Genomic DNA, 18609 nt, shown 5'->3' with positions numbered 1-18609 from the left:
CCGGTCAATGACCGCAGCTCCTGCCGCTCCCTGCTCATCGGCGGTCGACCATCACATCCGTGCAGTTGGCCGCCTATTGAGAAGCGCCGTAGTTAGCCGGGCAACAAGCATGTCCTTGCCCGTGATACCGGATCCGCAGCGGGATCCGGTATCACTACAGCGAGAAGATCGGATCAATCGGCCGCGGAGATGATCTCGACGAAGCGCTTCTGCGCCGCTTCCGGCGTCATCGAAGGATTGGCGAAGAACTCGGAGAACAGGTCTTCCTTCTGCTTCTGCGTGTCGGCAGAGAGAAGCTGGTCCGTACCCTGGATCACGTTGCCCTTCTTCAGGATCTCCAGGCCCTTCTTCATGCAGTCGTTAGCCGATGCGAGGTCCACGTCGCCACGCACGGGCAGCGAGCCCTTCTTCAGATTGAAGGCAACCTGGGTCTTCGGATCGAGAAGCGTCTTGGCGAGAGCTTCCTGAGCCTTCGACTTCGCCTCGTCCTTCAGCAGCGGGAAGTAGAACGCGTCACCGCCCGTCGAGATGATTTCGTTAACGCCGAGACCCGGAAGGCAGGTGTAGTCCGTGCCGGCCTTTTGGCCTGCGAGGGCAAATTCGCCCTGCGCCCAGTCGCCCATGATCTGGCCGCCGGCCTTGCCGGTGATGACCATGTTCGTCGCCTGGTTCCAATCCTGAACGTTAGAGCCCTTGGACATCTTGCGGGCGTCGTCGGCAGCCTTGAAAACCTTCGCGATTTCCGGACCGGCCGCTACTTTGGCATCCCTGTCGCCGAATACTTTCTGGTAGGTGTCCTTGCCGGCGATAGCGACCATGAGCACGTCGAAGGCGCCGGTCGCCTGCCAGGGCTGACCACCCACTGCGAGCGGAACGATGCCTGCCTTCTCCAGCGCGGGAGCGGCGGCGACGAATTCATCCCAATTCTTCGGAACCGGAACGCCAGCCTTCTTGAAGGCGGCATTCGAAAGCCAAAGCCACTGCCAGGAATGAATATTGACCGGAGCGCAGTAGATCTTGCCGTTGATCGTGCAGGAGTCGAGCAGGCTCGACGGGCGAATAATATCCTTCCAATGCTCCTGCGTCGCGACATCGGTCAGATCGCGCATGAGACCGGCCTGCACTAGCTCCTCGGCCTGGCGGCCATGGTTGAACTGGGTAGCGCCCATCGGATCGCCGCCAGTGATGCGGCTGATCATGATCGGACGCGCAGTACCGCCCGAGCCGGCGATCGCACCATCGACCCAGTGATTGCCGGTCGCGTCGAACGCCTTTGCCAATTCGGCCACAGCGGCCGCTTCACCGCCGGACGTCCACCAATGGGTTACTTCAAGGTCAGTTGCCTTGGCCGCACCAAGCGGCAACGCGACGGAAGCAGCCAGTGCAACAGCCATCAAACGAATATTCATGAGTTCTCCTCCCTCACTGAAACGTTACCGGAAAAACCTAATCTAATCATTTTCAACGCGCAACCGCCCGCCGGCAAAATTTTTCAGCAAGCTCAAATATACTACTTAAGATTACATTCCTTCGCCCAAATAAGCCAAAGTGCCTGACTATTCATCGCATCATTTCCTCGCAACAAAGCAATTTAATATCTTGATTATATTTGATTATTCTTCTCGCTATTTATCGGCCTCTTTCAATTGCCTTTCGCACTTGCAAAATTTTTGGCAGGACCTGTGGATTCAACTACCGGCTATATCGGTTCTATCGACGTCAGAAAAAGCGCTCGACTTTTCTACTGTATCGTTACAGATTTTCGAGACGAGGGAGGAGTGACCACATCGCGCATATGCTTGCAGAGCTACCGCAGGCAATATAAGCGGATGGTCGCGGGAGGCAGCATTGCAGGACATGGACAGTAAGAAGATTTCGGGCGGTGGTGCGACCCAATCGGGGCACGAGCGACCGACCCTCAAGACGATCGCCTTCATGACCGGGCTCGGAATAACCACCGTCTCACGCGCCTTGAAAGATGCTCCTGACATCGGCGCAGAGACCAAGGAGCGCGTGCGCATGGTCGCGCGGCAATTGGGGTATCAGCCCAATCGCGCCGGCGTGCGCCTCAGGACCGGGAAGACCAACGTTATCGCCCTGGTACTCAGCATCGACGAAGAAATCATGGGCTTCACCAGCCAGATGGTCTTCGGCATTTCCGAGGTTCTGGCCGGAACGCAATATCATCTCGTCATCACGCCGCACTCGCACAGCAAGGATCCGCTGGTCCCCGTGCGCTATATTCTGGACACCGGCTCGGCCGATGGTGTCATCATCTCGCGCACGGAGCCGGACGATCCGCGTGTGGAACTCATGCATGAGCGCGGGATGCCTTTCGCGACGCATGGGCGCACGAATATGGGAATCTCCCATCCTTTCCATGACTTCGACAACGAAGCTTTTGCGCGCGAGGCTGTGCGCGCCCTGGTCGCCAAGGGGCGGCGGCGCATCGCGCTTTTGCAGCCGCCGGGCAAACTCACCTATTACCTGCACACCCAGATCGGCTTTCAAACGGGACTGCGCGAATGCAACGCCCAGGAAGTTCCGCTGAGGGCCAGCACGGACACGACGCTTGCCGAAATCAAGGATACGGTCGAGGAACTGATGCGTTCCCCCCATGCGCCTGACGGCTTCGTCTGTTCCAGCAGCGCCGGCGCTATCGCCGTCAATGCCGGCCTCGAAGCGGCCGGTTTTCGCCTCGGCCGCGATATCGATATGGTCGCCAAGCAATCGACCGACGTGCTAAGCTGGATACGGCCGGAGATCATTTCGATCCTCGAGGACTTTCGCCAGGCCGGTCGGGAACTCGGCAAGGTGGTCATTGCACGCATAGACGGCGTCGAGCCTGAATTGCTGCAAAGCATCAGCCCGCCCATCTGGCCAAAGAACTGACTTCCAGGAACAAAGGCCCATCGGGGTATCCGGCGGGCCTTCAGTCTCTTCAATCCGAAGCGTCGGATCAGCCGTTCGCACCACTGCCCCACGGGCCGTGATGGATGTCCTTGCCATCGACGCGGTCGAAGCCATGTGCGCCGAAGAAATCCCGCTGCGCCTGAATGAGGTTCGCAGTGCCGCGAGCTTGGCGGTAGGCGTCGAAATAGGTCAGCGCCGAAGCCAGAGCCGGAACCGGCAGGCCGGAAGCCGTGGCCGCCGAAACAATACGACGCAGCGACGGGATCGATTCCTTGACCATGGCGGCGAAGGCCGGCGTGACGATCAGATTGGCGGCATCCGGCGCCTTTGTGAAGGCGCTGGTGATTTCATCAAGGAACTGGGAACGGATGATGCAGCCTGCACGCCAGATCTTGGCAATGACCGGCATCGGCAGCGACCAGTTGAACTCCTTCGAGGCTTCCGCCATCACGGCAAAGCCTTGTGCATAGGCACCGATCTTCGCCGCAAAGAGCGCCAGTTCCAGATCCTTCAGCAAATCGGGACCAAAGCCTATTGGGAACTTGTAATCCGGCGTGCCGAAAATCTCCTGAGCTGCTTCGCGCTGCCCCTTGATGGCAGAGAGGCTGCGAGCCGCGACGGCGGCTTCGATAGCGGTTGCCGGGATGCCCATGTTCTGAGCCTCGATCGCCGACCACTTGCCGGTGCCTTTCTGGCCGGCCTTGTCGAGGATGATATCGGGCATGGCGCTGCCGGTCTCCGGGTCCTTGGCGGCCAGAACCTTTTCAGTGATCTCGATCAGGTAGGAGTTCAGCCGGCCCTTGTTCCATTCGCCGAAGATGCTGCTGATCTCGGCCGCGCTCTTGCCGAGGCCGTCGCGCAGGATGCCGTAGATCTCGGCAATCATCTGCATGTCGGCATATTCGATGCCGTTATGGATGGTCTTGACGAAATGGCCGGCGCCGTCATTGCCGAGCCAGGCGACGCACGGATCGTCCTTGTACTTGGCAGCGATCGACGTCAGCACTTTCTCGACGCGCTTGTAGGATTCTTCGGTGCCGCCGACCATGATCGACGGACCATGGCGCGCCCCTTCCTCACCACCCGAGACACCCATGCCGATGAAGGTCAGGCCGGTATCCTTGAGACGGTCGAAACGCGAAATTGTATCACGGAAATTGGCATTGCCGGCGTCGATCATGATGTCGCCCTTATCGAGATGCGGCTGCAAGGCCGCCATCTGCTGGTCGACAGGCTCGCCGGCCTTGATCATGATGATGATTGGCCGCGGCGGACGGATCGCCTCGACGAACTCCTCGATCGTCTTGCAGGGAATGATCTTGTCTTTCAGCGCACCGGCGTTCGCATAGAACTCATCCGTCACCTGCGGCGTGCGGTTGAACACCGCGATTTTATTGCCCTTTTCGGCAATGTTGAGCGCCAGGTTCGATCCCATGACAGCGAGACCGATCAGTCCGATTTCTGCCTTTTCCACGACAATCCTCCAGTGGGCTGCGTACTGCGCTGCACGGCCAAAGCACGGGCGAAGGACGCAGTAACACTTTGAAATGACACATAACCCGAAAACCGACTCCGATTTTCGGGCTCTGCGTTAGCCGATGTTGTTGCACTCCGGGCGTGAAACGGCAAGCCTTTGCCGACCTCGAATCGTCTCCATTGCAGGACCGTGCAAGAATGCTCCAGGATTCTTCACGAACCAGGCCTTTCCATTCAGCCGGTCCGTGCCAATTCGCAAAAGACAAATATACAGGAGGAGGCATGCATGTCGACCATGACCGCAAAGATCGTCCATATCTCCATCGATCGACCTTGGAAGGAAGTCTATGGCTTTGCCGGCCGGCCGGAAAACATGCCGCTTTGGGCCTCGGGCCTCGCATCTGGCTTGGAACAGGATGGCGAGGATTGGGTTGCCAAGGGCATTCTCGGCACCGTCCGCGTCAGCTTCGCGCCCCGCAACGAATTCGGCGTCATCGATCACACGGTGACGGTCGAATCCGGCTTGAAGGTTCACAACGCGCTGCGGGTCGTGCCGAATGGCGATGGCTGCGAGGTCATGTTCACGCTGCTGAGATTGCCAGGAATGACCGACGAGCAATTCGCCGCAGACGCGGCTCACATAAGGAAGGACCTCGGCACATTGAAGTCCCTGATGGAACGATAGGGAGCCGCTAAAGCGAGCGCAACGTCCAATCGACGATCTCCGCCGTCACGCCTGCAAAGGCAGTATCGAGCCCCTTGATAAAATCAGCATTGCCGCCGCCGCCGACCGGCACGACCTTACGAAAGACGCTCTGCGCCTTGATCGTGCCCGCGCGATCATTGAGGATTTTCACCGATATTTCGACGGTGGCGTATTTTGCCGCCGCATCGATCTCAAAAGCTCGGATGTCGGTGACGATCTGATAATCGATCGCAAGCCCCTGCCCCGGCACGCCGACGCCGCCAAGCTTGCCAGTATTTTCAAAGGCCTCGACCAATTTCGATTGCACTATCCGGCTCAGCTTGTCGCTCCACTGCGACTTGCTGAGATATTGAATCTCCCGGGGCGAAACGCGGATGACGATCTGGTTGCTGTCGAGCGGCTGCAGCGCCGTCGGCTGCGGTATCAGGATTTGCCGGCGCTTCATTGACGGGCCGCTCGCCTTGACCGAGGCGGTAAGATCATATGTGTCGTTGACGGCGGCTGAACCGCAGCCGCTAAGCAAGGCTGCAAACAGTGGCAGAACGATCGCTGCCTTTCGATACACCTGATAACGCCCACGCGAAACGCAGCCAACCATATTCCGCCTATCCCTTGCAGCCCCAAAATTGCTTCTCATCAACGCCGCGCCCGGCCATCATATTGCTTGACGGTATCACCGCCGAAAATCAGGCGCTGCGGATTGCGGTCAAAATTAGTAATAGTGTTGTTGAGATTATTAACTGTGCCTCTCATGTCATTGACGAGAGTCTGCACGTCGCGCAAGCCACCACTCGAGAACTTCTGCAGGTTGTCGGCGATCGGTCCGATCCGGGCGTTGAGATTGTCCGCCATCGTCTTGAAGGATTGGAGTGTGTCCTTGGCTTCCGCAAACAGGGACTTCGTGTCATCGGAGCCAAGCAGCGAGTCGAGCTTGGTGAGAATACCGTCAACCTTGTTGGAGGCGGAATTCAGCTTGTTGGAAATATCCTTGGCATTGGAGAGCGTCTGGTCGATATCCTGCTGATGGGCGGCAACCGAATTGGCGACATCGCGGATCGATATGACCGCCTTTCTGGCGTCCTTGGTCACCTCGGCGATATCGTCCATCGAGCCCTTCACCTTGTTGGGGTCGATTTGCGCTATGATCGTATCGACACGGTCCAGGGTCTTTTGCGCATTCTGGCCGAAGGTGGTGTAGGTATCGGCAGTCTGTTTGAAGGACGCAATCGTCGCCTTCAGATCGGTCGTCGCGTCAGCCACATTGGCAGTGATCTTGTCGGCATTGCTGACGACATCGTTGATCTTATTGGCATCGACGGCGCGCACCAGCTTCTCGATCGCATCCAGTGTCGATTCGACGCGGGGCGACACGCTCTTGATGGTATCGGAGAGCTGTCCGACGCTGGCGAGGAATTTGTCGATATTATCGGAATTGTCAGCCAGCGCCTTGGAGAACTTCTGGGCGTTGCGCACCGTATCCGTCAGCGGACCACGGGAATCGGAGATGAAGCCCTGGATGTCGCCGATCGTGTCGTTGGCGCGGTTCAGGATCTTGTCAGCGGTGGTGAGCAGGTTGGTCACGCTCGATTGATCGGCGAGCAATACCGCCCGCTTACCGGTTTCGATCGACCGCTTGAGGATGTTCTCGTCGCCGTTGCGGCCGCCGGAAAGCTCGATATAGGCCGCACCCGTCAGGCCCTGGATTTCCAGAATGGCCTTGGTGGACGTATAGACCGGTGCATCGGCACGCACCTCGGTAAAGGCCAGCGAATAGTTCGGATCGTCGGCATCGATCGAAAGCCCCTGTACGGAGCCGACCTGAATGCCGTTGAAGCGAACAGGCGAGCCGACGCTGAGGCCGTTTGCCGAACCGGGAATGCGGACGACCAGCTCGGCCATCGGACCGCCGCGGCCATATTCCGCCATCCAATAGACAAAGCCGAAGGCGGCCGCGATGACCAGCAGCGTGAAGAACCCGACGATCGTATAATTGGCTTTGGTTTCCATAGTTTCCAGTCACTTCTCGCGGCCGTGGGCGCCTGCGCCGTTGTCGTCTTTGCGATCTCCGCCCCTTCCCGTCGGCACGATCGAGCGTGCGCGCTTGCCCCGGAAATACGACTGCACCCAAGGATCGTCGCAAGCAAGCATGTCCTCAACCGTACCTTCCACCAATACCCGCTTCTGTCCGAGAACGGCAATACGGTCGCAAACGGAAAAAAGGCTATCGAGGTCGTGGGTGACCATATAGACGGTCAGGCCGAGCGTATCGCGCAGCTTGGCAATCAGTTCGTCGAATTCCGCCGCGCCGATCGGATCGAGGCCGGAAGTCGGTTCGTCCAGGAAAACAAGGTCTGGATCGAGCGCCAAAGCCCGGGCAAGGGCGGCGCGCTTGATCATGCCGCCGGAAAGCTCGGACGGATATTTGTCGGCGGCATCGGCGGCCAGACCAACCATACGGATCTTCAGATGCGCCAGCTCGTCCATCAGGGCCTGCGGCAGATCGAGATATTCCCGCATCGGCACCTGGATGTTCTCCTTCACCGTCAGCGAGGAAAACAGCGCGCCCTGCTGAAAGAGCACGCCGAGGCGCATGTCGAGCCTGTTGCGTTCCGGCTCGGAGAGCTTGTCGTAGTCTGCGCCGAGAATCTCGATGACTCCGGAACGGCGCGGCAGCAGCCGCAGTACCGTGCGCAGCAGCACCGACTTGCCCGCTCCGGAAGCGCCGACGAAGCCAAGGATTTCGCCGCGATAAATATTGAGGTTCAATTTGTCGAGCACCACTTTCGATCCGAAAGCGACGGTGACATCCCGAGCCGACAGCACGACGTCTCTGCCCCGCTCATCCTTATCCATCGAAATTTCCGAGTGAAGCGCGCTCATCCTTGCCGGTCCTCAGAAATCGATCGCTGCGTAGAACATGGCAAATAGCCCGTCCATCAGGATCACCACGAAAATCGACTTCACGACCGATGAGGTCACATGCTGGCCAAGCGATTCGGCGCTGCCGCCGACCTTCAGCCCTTCGACGGCCGCAACAATGCCAATGACCAATGCCATGAACGGCGCCTTGATCATGCCTGAGATGACGGTGGAGAGGCTGATTGCTTCGTGAAGGCGCGAAATGAAGGTCGCGAAGGTGATGCCGGAATAGGCCCAGGCGACCGTCGCTGCACCGAAGAGCGAGGCGAAGTTGGCAAGGATCGTCAGCAAGGGCAGCGCGACGGTCAGCGCGACCAGTCGCGGGAAGATCAGAACGCCGATCGGATTGAGACCCATGACCTTCAGCGCATCCACTTCTTCGCGCATCTTCATCGAACCGATTTCGGCGGTGATGGCGCTGCCCGAACGGCCGGCGATCATGATCGCGGTCAGAAGCACGCCGATTTCACGCAATTGCAGGATACCGACGAGGTCGACGACGAAGACTTCGGCGCCGAAATAGCGAAGCTGAAATGCGCCCTGCTGCGCGATGATCGCGCCGATCAGATAGGACATCAGCAAGATGATCGGCACGGCGCGCACGGCCATATGGTCGATCTGATTGACGATCGAAGCCGGCGAAACACCGCTGCCGCGCCCGAACTTGAGCTGCGCGCCGCGCACCGCCGAGCCGAGAATATACATGGCCGCGACGAGATTGCCCCAGATATCGTAGACGCTTTCGCCGATCGGCGCGAGAATCCGCTCCGCTAAGGATGCCTTTGACCTGGGCTCAACGACCTTGTTACCCGTGTCTTCGGTAAAGGCCGTCAGTAGCTCGTCGATATGGGGATTGGAACCGTCGATCCGGACGCTCGCGCCGTGCGCTTCCTGGCTCTCTTTGAGGCGACGGATCAACAGCGCTCCGGCTGTATCGACATCGGAGAGATCGGAAAGGTCGATCACCACCTGACCGCCGCCGCGCCGTTTCGTAAGCTGATCGATCTGCCGCAGCACGCCATGCACATTGGCGCTGCGCCAATTCCCTTCCAGCCGATAGCGATGCCCGCTGCCATCCGGCTCGTCATCGATCCTCGGTCCGTCGGGGTTTTGTTCGGCTGCTTTCAAGCTCATGCGTCTTTCAGGTCTTGCGTCACGATCGCCGACTCAGGAATCCCAGCTCGACGCAATGGTTAATATCCGAGTGCATAGGCGATTTCCATGCCAAGCCGATGTCAAAATATGCCATAGCATTTTGATATCCAAATGAATTCGTTCCGCGCCGCTCAAGAGGCCTTGCGCGCCGTCTCGCCGAACCCGGAACTGCGGGGTTGAAGATTGCGGGCAAGCATCACCGTAGCGAGGCCGAAAGCGGCGACGCCGGCCATGACATAATAGCTGGAAACGCCGAGCCATGCGTAGAGATAGCCGGACGCCAGGGTCATAAGCCCGAGAAACATACCATTATAGAAGAAATAGGACCCCTGGGCCGAAGCCTCCTGGGTTTCCTGTACAGAGGCGACGATGCGGCGCTGAATGCCGGTATGGACGCAGGCATAGGTGCAGGAATGAAAACATTGCAGTACGAAGTAGCCGGCGAAACCGAAGTTGATCGGAAACAATATCCAGCGCAGGATACACATGCTCGAGCCGAAGAAAATCAGCGTCCAGGCACTGAAGCGGCGGCTGAGTACCTTCGACAAGAAGAAGACCATGACCTCCGCCGCTACCCCTATGCTCCAGAGGACGGCGATCTGCGTGCCGGAAAAACCGAGGGTTCGCCAATAGATCGATGCGAATGTGTACATCACGGCATGGCTCGACTGCTGCACCGACACACCGATCATGGTGATCAACAATTGCGGTGAGCGCAGGCTGCTGCCGGTCGGCGCTTGCAAATTAGTCGGCTGATTGCGCCGCCGTGTCGGCCCGATGCGCGGACAGAAGAAGGCCATCATGGTTGTCAGGAAGAAGCCGCCGACCATGGTGGGCAGAACCATGCTGCCACCCCATTTCTGGATCATCTGGCCGCCGACGAGAGTGGAGAAGATGAAAGCGATCGATCCCCATACCCGCATCGAGCCGTAATCGAAACCCCAGCGCCGCACGCCGGAAATGGCGATCGATTCCACCACGGGCACGTAAGGTGCGTATGTCGCTCCCTGAATGCCGTAGACCAGCAGAACCGGCCAGAAATCGCTCGTCCAGTAAAGCGCGATCGCCGTCAGCAGCGACAGCGCGCCCGACCAGAACAACACATTGGCCCGTTCTTCGACGCGATCGGCAAGCATGCCGACAATGGGCACCACGAGAACGCGCACCACCATCGGCACCGCGAGAATAAGCCCGATCTCGCGGTCACCGAAATTCAGTCCCGCCAGCCAGACGGGAAAAAACGGAAGAGCGATGCCGTTGACGAACAACGGAGCACAATAGGACAAGGCGGTGCGCAAACGAAAATGCGAAGGCGCGCCCTCGCCCTGCAGAGATTTTGTCGCGGGAATCATGACAGACCTGAAGGGAAACCGATTGTTCCCTACCATTCCATCGTGGATACGACTATGGCGAGAAATAGCCCGTCCGTAACGTTTCGGAGAAAATACGAACCTGTCGTCAGGCTGAAATGATCAATAATTGTGACCGGCCGTTATCGGATCCGTGAAGCGGCGCCAAATTACGCCGCCTGCGCTCCGAGCGCTTTCGGCAAATCCTCCACTGCGGCGCCGACCGCCTGGACCTCGGTGATCGACTGCCACGTGATCAGCTCGAAAGTGCCGTCTTCATGCTCGGCAATTGCCGTGCAGCTTTCGACCCAGTCGCCTGTATTGATGTAGCGGATACCTTCGAAATCCTCGATGACGGCATGATGGATGTGGCCACAGATGACGCCATCGGCCTCGTTGCGCTTGGCCTCTTCGACCACTACGCGCTGGAACTCGCCAATGAAATTGACCGCGTGCTTGACCTGAAGCTTCGCCCAGGCCGAGAACGACCAGTAGGGCATGTTCAGGCGGCGGCGAACCGCGGCAAGGCCGACATTGATCAGGATCGCCATGTCGTAGGCCCAATCGCCGAGGTAGGCGAGCAGACGGGCGTTGCGGACGACGACGTCGAATTCGTCGCCGTGCAGGACGAGATACCTCTTGCCGTCAGCCGTCTCGTGGATCGCACGCTCGGCCACTTCGATGCCGCCGAAATGCATGCCGGGGAAATCGCGCAGGAATTCGTCGTGATTGCCGGGGATATAGACGATGCGAGTGCCTTTGCGCGCCTTGCGCAGCAGCTTCTGCACCACGTCATTGCAATCCTGCGGCCAGTACCACGTGCGCTTCAGCCGCCAGCCGTCGACGATGTCGCCGACAAGGAAAATTGTATCCGCTTCATGATGGCGCAAGAAATCGATCAGATAGTCCGCCTTGGCTGCTTTCGAGCCCAGGTGCACGTCAGAAATGAATAGCGTTCGAAACCGCCTGACATTCATGTTTTCATTCACGAACTCTATGTCCGTGCCCTATCCTACGTTAGCTATTCCAAAACCAGACTCGTGTTTCAGGATGATGACAAATCCTGTGCGATAGGCTTATCGCGGAAGATCAGCCGTGCTTTGCAGCTATGGCGAGATCCGGCCGATCGGTTGTGAAACTGGCGACTCCGAGGCGAAACATCGCCTTTGCCGCTTCGCTCGTATGGGCCGCCCAGCCATGCACCGTCACACCGTTTTTCGCAAAGAGATCCATTACCTCGGCATCGATGGACTCGGCTCGCAAGGCAATTTCGCGGACGCCAAACCGGCCAAGCACGGCAATGACGCCTCTCCAGCCGATTTGCGCGACCATCAGCGGCGAACAGAGAAAGATGAGGCCGAGAAGTTCGCCGGCATTCAGGCCACGTTCCTCCAGCGCGATGCTGAAGGCTTCGAGGCGCGGGAGCGCGAAACTGGTCACCATCGTCCGCTGCAGCATGTCGGCCGCCAGCAGCTCGTCCGCAATGGGGCCTTCCATGCCTTCATAAGGCTTGTCGTCCTGCCTCGTCTTGATCTCCAACCGAAGGTCGACCGCGGACGGCCCGAATATGTCGATGGTTTCGGCAAGTGTCGGAATGGTCTCGCCACCACTGCCGATGACGATGTACCGCATCAGTTCGTCGTAGCTGAAATCGGCGATCGCGCCTTTGCCATCCGTCATGCGGTCGATCAGCGCATCGTGGTGGATGACGAGCTTGTTGTCACGCGTCTGGTGCACGTCGAATTCGACGAGATCGACATCGAGCTTGGCGGTTTCGGAAAAGGCAAGCCGCGTATTTTCGGGCCACAGATGCGTACCGCCGCGATGGGAAGCGATGAGGGTCATGGGCGTTCCTCTGTTTTTGCCCTCATAGGCCAGCGCCCTGACCCCCGTGTGACGCATTCGCCCTTTGCTTACCATCGGGCCGAGATTCAGCCTTTCTAGATAGGAAAAACAATTATGAAAACGACGCGACAAAAAACCTTCTCTTTGCGTCAATTGCATACTGTGCACCCCGGATGATTGATGTATGCAGGGGACTCGAACGCAAGCGCGCAGGAATGGAGGAGCGTAATGGATACGCACGACACATCGAAGTCAGCCAAGAACATGGCGAGCGGCAATTTCGACGATCAGGCTCTCTTCTTTCATCGCTATCCCCGTCCCGGCAAGCTGGAAATCCAGGCAACGAAGCCGCTCGGCAATCAGCGCGATCTGGCGCTCGCCTATTCTCCCGGCGTTGCCGCGCCCTGCCTTGCCATCCGCGACAATCCGGAAACGGCCTTCGATTACACCTCGCGCGGCAATCTGGTCGCGGTCATATCCAACGGTACGGCCGTCCTCGGCCTCGGCAATATCGGTCCGCTTGCCTCCAAGCCCGTGATGGAAGGCAAAGCTGTACTCTTCAAAAAATTCGCCGGCATCGATGTCTTCGACGTCGAAATCGCCGCACCCACCGTCGATGAGATGGTGAGCACGATTTCCGCACTGGAGCCGACCTTCGGCGGCATCAATCTGGAAGACATCAAGGCGCCCGAGTGCTTCGACGTCGAACGTCGGCTGCGCGAAAAGATGCAGATTCCAGTCTTCCATGACGACCAGCACGGCACCGCCATTATCGTCGCCGCCGCTATTCTCAACGGACTGGAACTGGCGGGCAAGAAGATCGAGGACGTCAAGATCGTCGCCTCCGGCGCTGGCGCGGCGGCCCTTGCCTGCCTCAACCTGCTAGTCATCCTCGGCGCCAAGCGCGAAAACATCTGGGTCCACGATATCGAGGGCCTCGTTTATGAGGGCCGTACCGAGCTGATGGACGAATGGAAGTCCGTTTATGCGCAGAAGAGCGATAAGCGCGTGCTTGCCGAGTCGATCCCCGGCGCCGATGTTTTTCTCGGCCTCTCCGCTGCCGGCGTGCTGAAGCCGGAACTGCTGGAGCAGATGGCGGAAAAGCCGCTGATCATGGCGCTCGCCAATCCGACGCCTGAAATCATGCCGGATCTCGCCCGCGCCGCCCGGCCGGACGCGATGATCTGTACCGGCCGTTCGGACTTTCCGAACCAGGTCAACAACGTCCTCTGTTTCCCCTACATCTTCCGGGGCGCGCTCGATTGCGGCGCCAAGACGATCAATGAGGAAATGAAGATGGCGGCGGTGCGCGCCATCGCGTCGCTTGCCCGCGAGGAGCCGTCCGATGTCGCGGCACGCGCCTATACCGGCGAAACGCCGGTCTTCGGGCCGAATTATCTGATCCCCTCGCCCTTCGATCCGCGTCTGATCCTGCGCATTGCGCCTGCCGTTGCGAGAGCCGCGGCCGAAAGCGGGGTGGCCCTGCGCCCGATTGCCGATTTCGACGCCTATATGGACGAGCTCAACCGTTTCGTCTTCCGCTCCGGCTTCATCATGAAGCCGATTTTCGCCGCCGCGAAAACTGCAGAGCGCAAGCGCGTCGTCTTTTCCGAAGGCGAGGATGAGCGCGTGTTGCGCGCCGCCCAGGTTCTTCTTGAAGAAGGCACCGCCGCTCCGATCCTGATCGGACGTCCGTCGGTTATCGAGACCCGCCTGAAGCGTTATGGCCTGAAGATCCGGCCCAACACCGATTTCGCCGTCATCAATCCGGAAGACGATCCGCGCTTCCGCGAATATGTCGATCTCTATTTCTCGCTGGTCGGCCGCAGCGGCGTCATTCCGGAAGCGGCGCGAACGATCGTGCGCACCAACACCACCGTCATCGGCGCCCTAGCGCTGAAGCGCGGTGAAGCCGATGCGCTGATCTGCGGCCTCGAAGGCCGTTACGAGCGCCATCTGCGCGTCGTCCGCCAGATCATCGGCAAACGCCCCGATGTCCGCGACTTCTCGGCGCTCAGCCTGCTGATCTCGCAGCGAGGCGCGACCTTCTACACCGACACCTATGTCACATTTAATCCGAATGCCGAGGAGATCGCCGAGTCGGCGGTGCTGGCAGCCGAAGAAATCAAACGCTTCGGCATTTCGCCACGGGCCGCCCTGGTCTCGCACTCGAACTTCGGTTCGCGGGAGTCCGAAAGCGCGACCAAGATGCGCGATGCCCTGGCGCTTGTCCGCGAAATGGCACCGGAGCTGGAAGTCGACGGCGAAATGCATGGCGACAGCGCCATTTCCGAAAGCCTGCGCCGCCATGTCATGCCGGACAGCACGCTTACCGGCGAAGCAAACCTGCTGGTCTTCCCAAATCTCGACGCCGCCAACATTACCCTCGGCGTGGTCAAGACCATGACCGACGGCCTGCATGTCGGCCCGATCCTTCTCGGCACGGCGCTCCCCGCCCACATCCTGTCGCCCTCCGTCACGTCGCGCGGCGTCGTCAACATGGCGGCCCTTGCTGTGGTCGAGGCGTCTCAGCCAAATTGACGAACATCCTCGTCGCGGCCGTCTTCTAGGACGGCCGCCGACAGGCTCTTCACGGCCAGCTTTTGACCGTGTTGCTAACGACCTCCCTGGTGACATCACCGGACGGGGACAAAGGTGGTACCCGCTCCGTCTTCGAACACTTCGAAAGAGGATATTCCCACCGAAAACGTATTTCTGCTAGGTACGTTGTTAAGCTCCACGCTGTATCGTTTTTCAAAGTCGAACCGCTTTAGAAGAGCAAAATCGTGAACCGCGGCAGAAATTCCTTCTCCTGTCTTTTGTTGTCCCTGCTCGTCGCATCGCCCGCTTTGGCGCAGACGAATACACTCTGCGACGAACTGCACGGCCGGTATGCCAATATCACGCAAGTTGTCGGCGCCAGCGCCGAGACGCGGCAGCTTTCGCGGGCTATCGCCCAGCAGAATCTCATGATCCGGCAGCTAAAGAGCGATATGCGCAATCAGGGCTGCTCTTCAGACAGCGTGGTGATCTTCGGTTCCAGCTCCGGGGATAGTGGCGCCTGCGATGAGATGCAGAAATCGCTGGACCGAATGCAGCAGGATCTTAGTTCACTGATGGATGAACGCGAACTGAGCTTGACTCGCGTTGACGCCGAAGGGGCACAACGGCGCCAATTGCTAGCTACCATGCAACGCAATGGCTGCAACGCCCCGGCGTCGGCCGAGCCGGACACCGTGATCAACACCCGCCTGAAACCGGAGCCTTACGCGCCTGAAGAGCAGTCGTTCGCGCAACCAGAAAGCTCGATCACGTCAATCGAGACTCTGAAGCCCCAGACGGACGCGACGCAGCCGCAACGGCAGATGCCGGTAACTTCAGCTCCGGCGATCACCCAGATTCAACCCAAACAAATGCCAGCCGACCGGCCTTACGATCCCTCGGCAAACAAGGTGCGCCAGGTCGGACCGCAATTCCTCGCGACCGACCAAGGCGGCATCGATCTCAAACATCCGAAAGCGGCCGGTCCGCAGCCGGCGCAGTAGGCGCTTTGAGCAGCGAGACGACCGCCTCATTGCCCGTCTCCCAAGCCAGATCTCTATATGAGCGGCCGGATGCATCTCTCACAGAACGATCGGCGCCGCGCTCCAGCAGGAGGCGCGTCGCATCAGCCTGGCCATTGAGGATCGCAAAGCCAAGCGGCGTCAACCAGTCGCGATCTGCGCTCGCCTGTCCGTGAGGGCGGAAATCGCCGAAGCGGGCGTCGATCTGGTGAGGATGTTTATTTAGATGCGCGGCCAATTGCTCAACTTGGCCAAAGACGGCAGCGGCAAAGACATCGAGGGGCTGCGTCTTCAGGAATTCGACCATCTCCTCCTTGCCGTTGTATTCCGCCCAATCGATCGGCGGTGCATAGTAATAGGGATCGCGGATGGCGGTGTCGGCCCCATGTTCGATCAGCAGCTTCGCCATATCGATATGGCCATGCAGAGCGGCCTCATGCAGCGGCGTGCGGCTGGTCATGGCGTTGACGTCGAAGCCAAGAGCAAGCATCCGGCGGACGGGCTCGAAGGCATTGTCCCCCGCCGCTTCGTGCAGCATCGCGGGGTGGGCTCGCCGCATCGCTTCCGGAATGTCGAACTCAGCCCCCATCCTTCTTATCGGATCGACGCCCATGATCTCGATATAGAGCAAGTCTTCTGGCTTGAGCCGAACGGCAACAGCGCCCTTCTGTACAAGGTATAGCGCAAGATCCTTGTCGCCACGGATCCGTGCCCATTCGAACGGCGTTCGGCCATTGACCGGCTTGTTGACGTCAGCCCCATTCTCGACGAGCAGCCTGACGCGCGCGCCCATGCGCTTCTCGCAGGCCCAAGCCATTTGATAGTCGAACACCGTCTGCGAATTCGCCACCATCAGACCGTCTTCGCGCACCAGCCAATTGTTCTTGTCGACTGCGGAGAGCCCGTATTCCAGCAGCAATTCCAGGCAGGAATTGTCAGGCTCGAACATCCGGTTATAGAGCGCCTGGCTGTCATTCACTTCCGCGCCGGCGTGAAGTAATAGGCGCGCAAAAGCCTCGCAGTCGGGATGCGGCGGCTGCCTGACCTTGCCGGCTTCTCCCTCGCCGAAAACACCGGTCAGTGCCGTGAAGCGATATTGAGCGCTGTGGACGAAGAAGGCGTTGGGATCTGCTCCACGCTCGATCAGGACCCGCGCCGCCGGCAAGCTGGAGCGGCCGGGCAGGCGAGCATAGGCGGCATAGAGCAAGGGCGACCAATCGTAAGGCCCGCCTTTCAGATCAACGAGTTGTGGCCGACGATCGAGCCAGCGCGTCACGCCGGCAGCATCGCCGAGCGCCGCCGCAATGTGGATACTGTCACCAGCGATTTCCGGGTTAGCATCCAGCAATTGCATTGCCTCGTGGAAGCGTGCCGGATCGGCTGGAATATGAGAGAAATAGGAAACGGTCACCAGCGACAGGAATTGGTTAGTGAGCTGATCGCGAGGCGTTTGCTCACGATTGGCGCTTTCCAGATGCGCTTTGAGTTTTGTCCAGCTTGAGAAGCCATATTCGCGGGCAAGAACAAGCTGGATGTCCTGAAGCCCGACTTCGGCAGCATTGGCGAAATACGGCTGGACCCGACCGCGTGCCGATACATCGCCGGAATGAACGGCTTTCAGAAAAGCCTTAGCCTGCTTTTTCAGGGAATCGACAGTGGCATTGCCTGCCAGAGAGCGCGTGGTCACGAAAGACCTCCTTTCATTCACGTCCGGTATCCGCGCCCACAGACTGAAAAGAGGTGTGGCAGTCTTACGTTCTATGCATCAGGTGGGCCTTGCCCTTCCCGCGGATCGGATGCGCCCTGTGAACGATCCGGAATTTATAGCGAGCCGTCTGACCTGTCCAGAGAGATCACGCCGGCTCGTAGCGGACATAGGCGAACTCGTCACCATCCGGTGACCAGTTCGGCACGTTGATCGTCCCTTGTCCGCCGAAGAGTTCGAACAGCGTCGTCAGATTGCCGCCATCCATGTCCATCAGCCGCAGCCGGACATGGAGATCGCGCGGATGGTCGAAGACATCGGCGGCGTAGGAGATCAGCACGACCTTGTCATTCTTCGGCGAAGGATGGGCAAACCAGTTGCCGTAATTGTCGTTGGTCATCTGCTGCAGCCCGGTACCGTCGGGGTGGATACGCCAGATCTGCATCAGGCCGGTGCGGCTGGAGTTGAAATAGATCCATTGCCCGTCGGCGGAATAGTCTGGTCCGTCATTGCGGCCTTCGCCATGCGTCAGCCGCGTCTCTTCGCCGCCATCAATCGAGATCGTGTAGACATCGAAGACGTCGTCGCGAATGCCGCAATAGGAAAACCGTTGCCCATCAGGCGACCAACCATGCCAATAGGAGGGCAAATTGCGTGTCACTTGCCGCGGCGTACCGCCTTTGGCGGGCAGGACATAGATGCAGGACTTGCCGTGTTCCGTCTTATCGGAAATGGCGATCAGCGACCCGTCAGGCGATATGCCGTGGTCGTTGTTGCAGAGCGTCGCAAAACCGGTATCGACCTGAACGGCCTCCGCCTTGCTGTCGAGCGCGAGCCGATAAAGCCGGCCATCGCCATTCAGCAACAGATAGCGCCCATCCGGTGAAAAATTCGGCGCCTCGACCAGCCGCTCAGTCTGCCAGACGACCCGGCTTTCACCGGTACGGATGTTGTAGATCTCGACCGAACTGCGCATTG

At 59.2% G+C, this 18609-nt stretch carries 15 protein-coding genes; 4 read left to right on the top strand and 11 right to left on the bottom strand.

The window, feature by feature from the left end; all coding sequences use genetic code 11:
- Positions 1–173: 173 nt before the first annotated feature.
- Positions 174–1409: an ABC transporter substrate-binding protein gene (locus tag K290_RS0116850; protein WP_028753017.1), complete on the bottom strand. Its 1236-nt coding sequence runs from the start codon at positions 1407–1409 to the stop codon at positions 174–176.
- A 448-nt stretch (positions 1410–1857) separates the two neighbouring features.
- Here K290_RS0116850 and K290_RS0116845 point away from each other — a divergent pair, with 448 nt between their 5' ends.
- Positions 1858–2892, top strand: coding sequence for a LacI family transcriptional regulator (locus K290_RS0116845; protein ID WP_028753016.1), 1035 nt, complete (start codon positions 1858–1860; stop codon positions 2890–2892).
- A 67-nt stretch (positions 2893–2959) separates the two neighbouring features.
- Here the strand turns inward: K290_RS0116845 and gndA are convergent, their stop codons facing one another.
- Positions 2960–4387 (bottom strand): NADP-dependent phosphogluconate dehydrogenase, encoded by a 1428-nt coding sequence (gene gndA, locus K290_RS0116840; protein WP_028753015.1) that lies wholly within the window; start codon positions 4385–4387, stop codon positions 2960–2962.
- Between the two features lie 288 nt (positions 4388–4675).
- Here gndA and K290_RS0116835 point away from each other — a divergent pair, with 288 nt between their 5' ends.
- Positions 4676–5074: an SRPBCC family protein gene (locus tag K290_RS0116835; protein ID WP_028753014.1), complete on the top strand. Its 399-nt coding sequence runs from the start codon at positions 4676–4678 to the stop codon at positions 5072–5074.
- A gap of 7 nt (positions 5075–5081) precedes the next feature.
- On the opposite strand, the gene K290_RS0116830 is transcribed toward K290_RS0116835, so the two are convergent.
- The 7 genes from K290_RS0116830 to K290_RS0116800 form a co-directional block, all read right to left on the bottom strand.
- Positions 5082–5693 (bottom strand): ABC-type transport auxiliary lipoprotein family protein, encoded by a 612-nt coding sequence (locus K290_RS0116830; protein ID WP_051264117.1) that lies wholly within the window; start codon positions 5691–5693, stop codon positions 5082–5084.
- Between the two features lie 38 nt (positions 5694–5731).
- A complete protein-coding gene (locus tag K290_RS0116825) occupies positions 5732–7102 on the bottom strand; it encodes an MlaD family protein (protein ID WP_028753012.1) in 1371 nt (456 codons plus the stop codon).
- A gap of 9 nt (positions 7103–7111) precedes the next feature.
- Positions 7112–7975, bottom strand: a complete 864-nt coding sequence (locus K290_RS0116820) for an ABC transporter ATP-binding protein (protein ID WP_028753011.1) — start codon at positions 7973–7975, stop codon at positions 7112–7114.
- A gap of 12 nt (positions 7976–7987) precedes the next feature.
- The gene (locus tag K290_RS0116815; protein WP_028753010.1) at positions 7988–9148 is read right to left on the bottom strand and encodes an ABC transporter permease; all 1161 of its coding nucleotides are present in this window, start codon (positions 9146–9148) and stop codon (positions 7988–7990) included.
- 152 nt (positions 9149–9300) lie between these two features.
- Positions 9301–10521: an MFS transporter gene (locus K290_RS0116810; RefSeq protein ID WP_028753009.1), complete on the bottom strand. Its 1221-nt coding sequence runs from the start codon at positions 10519–10521 to the stop codon at positions 9301–9303.
- A 167-nt stretch (positions 10522–10688) separates the two neighbouring features.
- Complete coding sequence (locus K290_RS0116805; RefSeq protein ID WP_028753008.1) at positions 10689–11495, bottom strand: UDP-2,3-diacylglucosamine diphosphatase; 807 nt, start codon at positions 11493–11495, stop codon at positions 10689–10691.
- A gap of 112 nt (positions 11496–11607) precedes the next feature.
- Positions 11608–12363: a glycerophosphodiester phosphodiesterase gene (locus tag K290_RS0116800; protein ID WP_028753007.1), complete on the bottom strand. Its 756-nt coding sequence runs from the start codon at positions 12361–12363 to the stop codon at positions 11608–11610.
- Positions 12364–12591: 228 nt separating this feature from the next.
- Here K290_RS0116800 and K290_RS0116795 point away from each other — a divergent pair, with 228 nt between their 5' ends.
- Both K290_RS0116795 and K290_RS0116790 read left to right on the top strand, forming a co-directional pair.
- On the top strand, positions 12592–14904 hold the full coding sequence (locus tag K290_RS0116795) for an NADP-dependent malic enzyme (RefSeq protein ID WP_028753006.1): 2313 nt from the start codon (positions 12592–12594) through the stop codon (positions 14902–14904).
- A gap of 308 nt (positions 14905–15212) precedes the next feature.
- A complete protein-coding gene (locus K290_RS0116790; protein WP_245276565.1) occupies positions 15213–15908 on the top strand; it encodes a hypothetical protein in 696 nt (231 codons plus the stop codon).
- Here K290_RS0116790 and K290_RS0116785 read toward each other — a convergent pair.
- Both K290_RS0116785 and K290_RS0116780 read right to left on the bottom strand, forming a co-directional pair.
- Positions 15868–17613 carry an ankyrin repeat domain-containing protein gene (locus K290_RS0116785; RefSeq protein WP_028753004.1) on the bottom strand — a complete coding sequence of 582 codons (1746 nt, stop codon included), beginning with the start codon at positions 17611–17613 and terminating at the stop codon, positions 15868–15870. The genes K290_RS0116790 and K290_RS0116785 overlap by 41 nt on opposite strands.
- A gap of 166 nt (positions 17614–17779) precedes the next feature.
- Positions 17780–18607, bottom strand: a complete 828-nt coding sequence (locus K290_RS0116780; protein WP_028753003.1) for a TolB family protein — start codon at positions 18605–18607, stop codon at positions 17780–17782.
- Positions 18608–18609 lie beyond the last annotated feature (2 nt).

The organism is Rhizobium leucaenae USDA 9039 (assembly GCF_000426285.1).
Taxonomy (GTDB): domain Bacteria; phylum Pseudomonadota; class Alphaproteobacteria; order Rhizobiales; family Rhizobiaceae; genus Rhizobium; species Rhizobium leucaenae.
Note: the sequence above shows the minus strand (reverse complement) of the source record. Positions and strands in the feature narration are given on the sequence as shown.